Source organism: Marinagarivorans sp., from assembly GCF_982758155.1.
On the sequence record NZ_CEXWTU010000226.1, the window covers coordinates 1 to 7,728 of the forward strand.

The 7,728-nt window shown below is 46.5% G+C and carries 6 protein-coding genes and 1 pseudogene; 2 read left to right on the top strand and 5 right to left on the bottom strand.

Going from position 1 to position 7,728, the window contains the following annotated elements; all coding sequences use genetic code 11:
* Positions 1-556: pseudogene (locus AC3A8L_RS17830) on the bottom strand (2,3-bisphosphoglycerate-independent phosphoglycerate mutase); the annotation flags it as partial.
* Positions 557-661: 105 nt separating this feature from the next.
* Positions 662-997, bottom strand: coding sequence for an immunity protein Imm33 domain-containing protein (locus tag AC3A8L_RS17835; RefSeq protein WP_487963628.1), 336 nt, complete (start codon positions 995-997; stop codon positions 662-664).
* A 303-nt stretch (positions 998-1,300) separates the two neighbouring features.
* Here AC3A8L_RS17835 and AC3A8L_RS17840 point away from each other — a divergent pair, with 303 nt between their 5' ends.
* Together AC3A8L_RS17840 and AC3A8L_RS17845 are read left to right on the top strand one after the other, a co-directional pair.
* Entirely contained in the window at positions 1,301-2,707 is a 1,407-nt protein-coding gene (locus AC3A8L_RS17840; protein WP_487963629.1) for a DUF2868 domain-containing protein, read from the top strand.
* Positions 2,697-4,100 carry a DUF3482 domain-containing protein gene (locus AC3A8L_RS17845; protein WP_487963630.1) on the top strand — a complete coding sequence of 468 codons (1,404 nt, stop codon included), beginning with the start codon at positions 2,697-2,699 and terminating at the stop codon, positions 4,098-4,100. The genes AC3A8L_RS17840 and AC3A8L_RS17845 overlap by 11 nt, the downstream gene beginning before the upstream one ends.
* Positions 4,101-4,146: 46 nt before the next feature.
* Here the strand turns inward: AC3A8L_RS17845 and AC3A8L_RS17850 are convergent, their stop codons facing one another.
* The 3 genes from AC3A8L_RS17850 to AC3A8L_RS17860 all read right to left on the bottom strand — a co-directional run bounded on the left by AC3A8L_RS17850 (position 4,147) and on the right by AC3A8L_RS17860 (position 7,541).
* Positions 4,147-5,811 carry a sensor histidine kinase gene (locus AC3A8L_RS17850; RefSeq protein ID WP_487963631.1) on the bottom strand — a complete coding sequence of 555 codons (1,665 nt, stop codon included), beginning with the start codon at positions 5,809-5,811 and terminating at the stop codon, positions 4,147-4,149.
* A gap of 4 nt (positions 5,812-5,815) precedes the next feature.
* Complete coding sequence (locus AC3A8L_RS17855; RefSeq protein ID WP_487963632.1) at positions 5,816-6,943, bottom strand: response regulator; 1,128 nt, start codon at positions 6,941-6,943, stop codon at positions 5,816-5,818.
* A gap of 199 nt (positions 6,944-7,142) precedes the next feature.
* A complete protein-coding gene (locus AC3A8L_RS17860; RefSeq protein ID WP_487963633.1) occupies positions 7,143-7,541 on the bottom strand; it encodes a Fis family transcriptional regulator in 399 nt (132 codons plus the stop codon).
* Between the last annotated feature and the right edge of the window lie 187 nt (positions 7,542-7,728).

Here is a 7,728-nt window from a genome sequence, read left to right on the forward strand (position 1 = left end):
CAATAACAGAAGCGATACGGCCAACGCCAAGTTCTTTGATCGCGGCTTCGGCTTTGCTTAGCGTGCTTTCGGCGCTGCGTGGTGGTGTATCGCGGCCATCTAAAAAGGCATGCAAGTATAGTTTTTTAGCGCCGCGCTCTGCTGCAAGCTTAAGGGCGGCCAGCATGTGGTCTTCGTGGCTGTGAACACCACCATCAGACAATAAGCCAAAGATGTGTACGGCTTTATCGTTGGCAACTGCCTTATCAACGGCATTGGTGTAAGCACTGTTTGTGAAAAAATCACCATCGACAATGGCTTTGTTAATGCGAGTGAAGTTTTGGTACATTACACGGCCAGCGCCGAGTGTCATGTGGCCCACTTCAGAGTTACCCATTTGGCCTTCAGGTAGGCCTACTTCTAGGCCAGAAGTCGCAATCAACGTGTTGGGTGAGTTCTCACAAACGCCTTTCCACACAGGGGCTTTCGCGTTGGCAATAGCGTTGTATTTGTTGACTTCGGAATAACCAAAACCATCGAGAATCAACAGGACAAGGGGTTTCTTTACATCGCTCATACAATACCTTCGGACTTTTGCTAGAAAATAGCCGCTATTCTAAACCTTTTGGCAGGTTTTGCGAGCGGGCTTCGCTCGGTTGGTGGGGTGGATGAGGCTGTTGGCTTAATCATTATCCAGTAAAGCGGCATCAAACCAGACTTTGGTATAAGCCCCTGCAATCAGAAACCGATAACCCGGTGGCAGCGCTAAGAAGCGATCGGCCTCCGCTAGGCTGCGTTGAATGTTTCCAGCCGGCAGTACACTAAAAAATCCCTCATCAGCGGGTAGCTCGGCACCGCACCAAACAGACCAACCACAATGGCCCTCGCTCGGGCTGCGTCGCAGGCCGTTAATTGGCAGCTGGCCAATCGTTTCTTTGGCGATATTCATTAAGGCGTTATCGTGTGTAGGGCAGGGTATGGCGCCGTGTTTAATGCACATTTCCTTTTGAGTGGGCAAAATAGAGTTCCTTCTTTAAATAGGGTTCGTTGGCGTTTCATAATTTGTAACTATTCAGCTATCTGCTAAATCGAGTGCTAATTAATCATTTTCTAGGCCGCTCAAGCCATCCATGGGCACTATACACGCGCTCCCGGCGCGTGAATGCCTAGAAAACAATCAATCAGCCCTCTAGGTGAGCAATATTTTTCTATAGCTGAATAGTTACCATAATTTATGAACGCGTTTATCGGGCAAGAGCACTGTGCCCATCACCACGCGCATACGTTAACATACGTTTTTACTCGATCACGAACACACATTATGACATCAGGCGTAACCTCAAAAAATAATGACCTTAAAGCGATTCCTACTCCGGCTTTTAATACCGGTAGTTTGAGTTTCCGCGTGTTGTCGTGGTTGTATTTTGGCGGCTCGTTAAAGCAAACTGGCTGGCGGCAGAGGGTTGAAGGTTTAGATGTCAGGCAGCCTGCGCTACCTCAGTGGTTGGCGGCGGGCACCATTGGGCGCAAGGTTCAGGCGGTGTCTTTTTTACTGTTACTGCTCGGTGGGTTGCTCGGCGTAAGCACGATGGTAGGTGCGTTAAGTTATTCGGGTGATACCCCGGTTAACCTTTGGTTGATGCTGGGTTTGTTTTGTATTTTACCTTTTGTTTTAACACTCAGTAGTACAATTACAGCACTGCGTTTATCTGCGCGGCACCCTCCTTTTTTGTTAGAACTTTTTGCGCGTGCAACGCAGAAAATCGCCAGGGGTGTGAATGCACAAGAACTGTTAATGAGCGCTGCGGGGCGGTTGTGGTTATTTCGGCAGCTGCAGTGGTTGGGGGTTATTTTTCAAATAGCGCTTATTGCCAGCTTTATGTTGGTACTACTCTTTAATGACATTGCGTTTGGTTGGTCCTCCACTTTAATCACTGAAGCGCAATGGTTACCGACCTTTTTGAGTATTTTCACTGGGCCGTGGCAATGGTTGGTTGATGGCCCTTCTGAATTACTGATTTCACAAAGTCAATTTTATCGAGCCAGTTCGGTAATGGCTATGGTCGAAAATCCCGCTTTGCGGGGGCATTGGTGGCCACATATTGTAATGGCCATGATCGTTTACGGGTTAATACCGCGGTGTTTGTTGGTATTTTGGCTGTCTTATAAAACTAAAATGGTGTTGTTGAATGAGGTGGCGTGTAGCAGCATGCTCGATCAGTTTTACCAGGCCAGTAATAATCGCGCCACCCTAAAGCCTAAAATGCCGCCTGAAATACACAGTGCGGCAGTAGTGGATCAGGCGCTGTTAGCAGAATTAATATTGACGAACGAATGGGTGATTAGCTGGCAGCGCGATTTCTCGAGCGCACCTTGTGCTGTGCTGGGCTTAAAGAAATGGCAAGACGATGAGCGTTGGTTACAGGATAATGCCGCTAGCTTGGGCCGCGTTACCTATTTTTTAGTGCAAGAACAGCAAGTGCCAACGGCTGAGCTGGCAGACCTTTTTGCGATAGTGGATGAATTAAACCCGCAGGCCATTATTCAACTCATCGTATTGGTGACCATTGGCCATGAGAAGGACGCTGAGCGGTTAACGCATCAGCGTGAATCTTGGCGATATTTTGCTGCGGAGCATGCTAAGGCAATTCTTTTTGTGCAGGACTTAAAGCGGCAAGAGGGTAATTGCACTGGCGATACGCAACAGGTGAATACCGATGAAAAATGAACCGATTTTTGCGGTGGTGGGGCACCCTAATAAAGGTAAGTCCAGCATTGTAGCCGCGCTAACACATATTGATTCCGTGTCTATTTCGGCCTTGTCGGGTACAACAACGCAGGCCCAGTCATTCAGTTTTAATTTGGCTGGGCAACCTTTATATCATTTGGTGGATACGCCGGGTTTTCAGCGGCCGCGACAGCTATTAGATTACATCGAGCAGCATGCCAGTAATGCCTCTGAACGTTTAACGGCTATCCGTACATTTATTACTGAGTACCATCAGAAGAATCATGCACAGCAATCGTCGCCTCGCTTTAAAGATGAGGTGGAATTGCTAAGCCCGATATTAGAGGGGGCGGGTGTTATTTATGTGGTAGATGGTTCTGTGCCTTATACCCCAGAGTACGAAGCGGAAATGACGCTGCTGCAATGGACCGGCCAGCCCCGCATGGCATTAATCAACCCTATTGGTGGTGAACAATATGTTGCAGAGTGGGAGAGCGCTTTAGGGCAATTTTTTAGTTTAGTGCGCGTATTTAATCCTATGACTGCCACCGTGGATAAACAGTGTGCGATTTTATCGGCTTTTGCGCAATTAAGTACACAGTGGCAAGCAAGCTTAGAACGTAGCCAGCAACTTATTCTTCAGCAAGAAAAGCAGCACGCGGTGCAAGCCGCTTTTTCAATCTGCCAATATCTGGCAGAAGTTTTGAGTTACTCCACGGCCTTGCCGTTACCCAGTAATGCTTTAAAAAATACTTTGATGCAGCAATTACAAACCCAGTACAAGCATGCCTTAAAACAACGAGAAGAGCAGTTTCAAGCGACGATTACGGTACTGTATGCACATCAAAATTTGCAAGCTAAGGGTGAAGAACTAACGTTAGATTTCCCCGATATTTTTGATCAAAGCGCTTGGTATTTATTTGGCCTTACGCGGCAAAAGTTGGTTGCACTATCGGCATCGGCGGGCGCGGCGGCGGGCGCATTATTGGATCTCGGAATAGGGGGGGCATCATTAATGACCGGTGCTTTATTGGGCGGTATTACCAGCGGCGCGGCATCGCTGTACTTTTCAGCCGAACCCGAAAAAATACGTTTGAAAAAAATGCCATTAGGTGGACAGCAATTATTAGCTGGACCGGTTAAAAACTTACAGTTCGCGTTTGTATTATTGGGGCGTGCACTCAGTTTTCAGCGCGCTGTAGCGCAACACTCCCATGCTAATCGTGATGTGTTAGAGCTGGAATACAAGCAAAGCGAGCATTGGCTGCAGGCTTTGGATAAAACGCAGCAATTGGCACTAACGCGTTTATTGCAAAAATCGGGTAAAGGCTTAAGTGCGCGCGAGTTAGAAAAAATGCAGGAAATGGTGGGTGCGCTGATTGTTGCTGGGTGAGTTTGCGCCTCTTGAACTTGAACTTCAGCTTGAGCTTCCCTCGCCCCTAAAACAACTCAACACCGCTATCGGCGCGGGGAGGTTTGTGTTGTTGCGCTAATAGTTTTAGCGCTCGATCGTCTATGGGTTCGATGGGGTTGGGTTCGGGTGTACGGGGGTTGTTAGGGAGTGGTAAGTTAATAGAGAAGCAGCTACCAATGCCTTGTTGGCTTTCTACGTCGATATGGCCTCCATGCATTTCGGCAAATACCATGCTAATGGCTAGGCCTAAGCCCGTGCCTTCTACTTTACGACATAATTCAGAGTCAATTTGAACAAAATTACCGAAGAGGCTTTTTTGGTCTTCCTCGCAAATGCCAATGCCGCTATCTTGTACTGCAATACATAAACAATCGCCTAACTTTTTATGCTGATGAGTATTAACATCAATATAAACAAACCCCTGCGCCGTGTATTTAATCGCGTTAGAGACTAAGTTCATCACCATTTGAGTAAAGCGTGTTTGATCGATACAAATAGGTAGGGGCGACTGTGCAATGCTAAGTTTGAACTCTAGTGTATTACTTTCTGCAATCGGTTGTAGTTGCAAGAAAATGTCGTTGATCAATGTTGCAGCGTCTTGTAACTCAGGGTGTATTTCCATTTTACCTGTTTCAATTTTAGACATGTCTAAGATGTCGTTAATCACAGATAAAAGATGGTCGCCGTTGCGCTTGATGGTATGTAAATGTTTTTGTTCACGCTCAGTAATTCTGCCATCCAATTTTTTTATAAGGCGCTCGGTAAAGCCAATAACCGAGTTCATTGGGGTGCGCAGTTCGTGCGACATTGTGGCTAAAAACATGGTCTTTGCGCGGCTGGCCGCATCGGCTTCTTCTTCGTTATGAATTCCTTTTGCGCGCGCTTCAAAGCAGTTGCCTAGCACCGTTAGGTTGTCGAGAAGGCGGCCAAAATGCATCTCATTTTGGACCGGCATATCATGCACCATTATTGTGGCATGGGTGAAGGTGATGATCACGTCAGTCCCTAAGTGGTGAATGCGCCCTTGGTTGTGATACTTAAGCATGGTATGTCGAATTTTAGGAGCAGAGTGTTTTGCAATCCTAAGCGATAGGTTGTCATCCACCACAATCAACGCGCTACAGCTAACGCCAAAGACTTCAACCGCTTGAAATAATGCGTCTAATAGCTCGTCGTAGGTTTTGCAGTTGTACGACGCTAAAATAAAGCGCGATACCTCACCTAGTTCACTGCTGTTAGACATGGAAAGTAGTGCGATTTCGCTAGCTTCGTGTAAGTCGCGTTGCAGTTTTTTTAATAGATTACTGCGTCGGCTCAACTGTTGAATTTTGTGGTGTAGTAACTGAGCGGAGTAATCGGTAAATATAAAATCGTCTTCTTCCGAAAAGTACTCGCTTATTTCTGGTAATAAATCTTCTGTGGTTATAAAAAGGATGGCATAAGTTTTAGCTGTGTTGGGGTGCGGTGCTAATGCTTTAAGCGCCGTTATAATCTCGTTCGCTTGCCAGCCGTCTGTAAAAAAAATAATCACTTGCGCGGGTTGTAATAATGGGCGCTCAGTTTGTTTTTCGAGGATTGAATGGCAGCTGGTGTGGCATTCGGTAATGTATTGGTGGTCCAAAGATGATTCGATATACGTGCAGTGTTCTTCTGCGAATTTAGAAACGACAAATACGTTAGTTTTTTTCATAGGGTTATTGTCGGACTAGAATATCGAGCTCATCCACGAATCCGTGAAATGTTGTTTCGATTTGATCGCTATATTCGGTCAGTTGTTTAAGGTCTTCAACGCCTTTGTCTATGGCCTCCATTAAGGCTTGTTCTTGTGTTTCTTCTAGCCCTAAACCAAAAATAATGTGCTCAATCTTTTCATTAATAGAGAGTAATATTTTATGGGTGTTTTCTTTTTGGTGGTGCACAAGGTCACCGATATCGTTAAGGCTGCCTTGGCTTTTTTGCAGCATGGCCAGTAGTGCGCGTTTGCGCTCGGATTCGAGTTGATGCTCTATTTCCAAGGCGCGACAGCGGGCCTGCGTTCCGGCGAGGAGCGAAACAAGGTTATCTTTAATGCGGCCGTAAGCATCGGGTTTATCCACGGGCATATTGCGCACCAAAATCGATATGCTCGGGTCGTTAATCAGTGTGCGGGCGCCAAAATCTAGGATGCGGCCTGCCTGGTGGCAGCGAGCAAAAACTTTGGCCTCCATCGAGGTGTTTTCGCAGCCGTAAAATCCGGTGTGGTAATCCATGCGAAACATTAAACAAGCGTTCAAGCCGAAATCACTTAATGTGCTTAATAAGCTTTGCGCGAGTTTCTCAACGCTTTTACATTGATAACTTACCTGCATAAATTGAATAATTTGGCCGAGTTCAGCGCTAGTGCTCATCGCTTGAAACGCCGTGCTCATGGCTTCCTTGCCTTGCTTTTCTATATTTTTAGCTTGCAGGTATTGCTCTAGTACTTTAGCGACGGTGTCTACAAGTTGCTGGGCTTGAAACGGTTTTGTAATGTAATCTTCAGCGCCAAATTCATATCCTTTAAGGCGCTCTTCTGTGGAGGCGAGTGCGGATACAAAAATGACAGGCGTTAATGCCGTTTTAGGGTTTTGTTTGATCTTTTGGCATACTTGGTAGCCATCCATATTGGGCATGTTAACGTCGAGTAAAACTAAATCGAAATCTTCGTTTTGCATGAGATCTAGGCAAGCAAGGCCGCTGAATACGCTTTTAACGGCATAATCTTCCTCGAAGATATCTTCGAGTAGCTCGCAGTTGTCTTCGTTATCATCGACAATCAGAAGCTTAACTGAGGTGTTTTTCATGCTGCGGTACGCCTTTTCGCGCCTCAAATTTCATTGCATCGTTAAAGTGTAGATGATGAAAGACTAATTGGCAGGCGCGCGCAGGGCGACTTTCGAATTACTTTATCCGCCCCCTGGGCAGGGCGGGAGGTATACATTAATGATAGAGAAAGGCCGGTTTATTTTAAGGTTAGGCGTTTGGCCCTTACTTCTAGGTTTTTTAGCAACCCGTGGGTCGGTTCCTAGCCAAAGCCCGCCCTTTTTTAGCGGCTAGGCGAAGCTTCCAATCGCCTTCGTGTTCTTGTGTGCAGGCTTCTTCGGTATCAAACAGCACTTGATTTTTGGGCGAGCTAACCTTTACGCCGGCTTTAAACAGCTTGGCTTGCACGTTATTTTGCATTTGCAGGGTGTGTTGTTCCTGCGCTGCTTGATCTAGGCTAGCTTGGGTATCGAAAATGCAAGTTACCAGTAAGCTGGCGGGAAAATTGGTGAAATCTAACTGATGGGTCAGCCACTGGAAGCCGGGCACGTCTTTCAAGCTTTGCTCGCAAACGGTAATAAGGGCTAGGCGAATGTTGTTGTCTGTGCGCTTCTGGGTCTTACTTTGTGGTTTAGCCATTTCTAGTACCTAGTGGAGTTTGTTCGCGATTATAGATTTTTTGCTCTCTGCGCGCCCGTTAAAAGTAAGGATGGGTAGCTACCTATATGTGGCCTTGTTCTTGAAGCGAGGGTAGCGGTTGTTGTGCGCCATGCTTTGTGGCGTAATGCGTTCCTTTTTGTAACTATTCAGGTGGGCTCGAAATAAT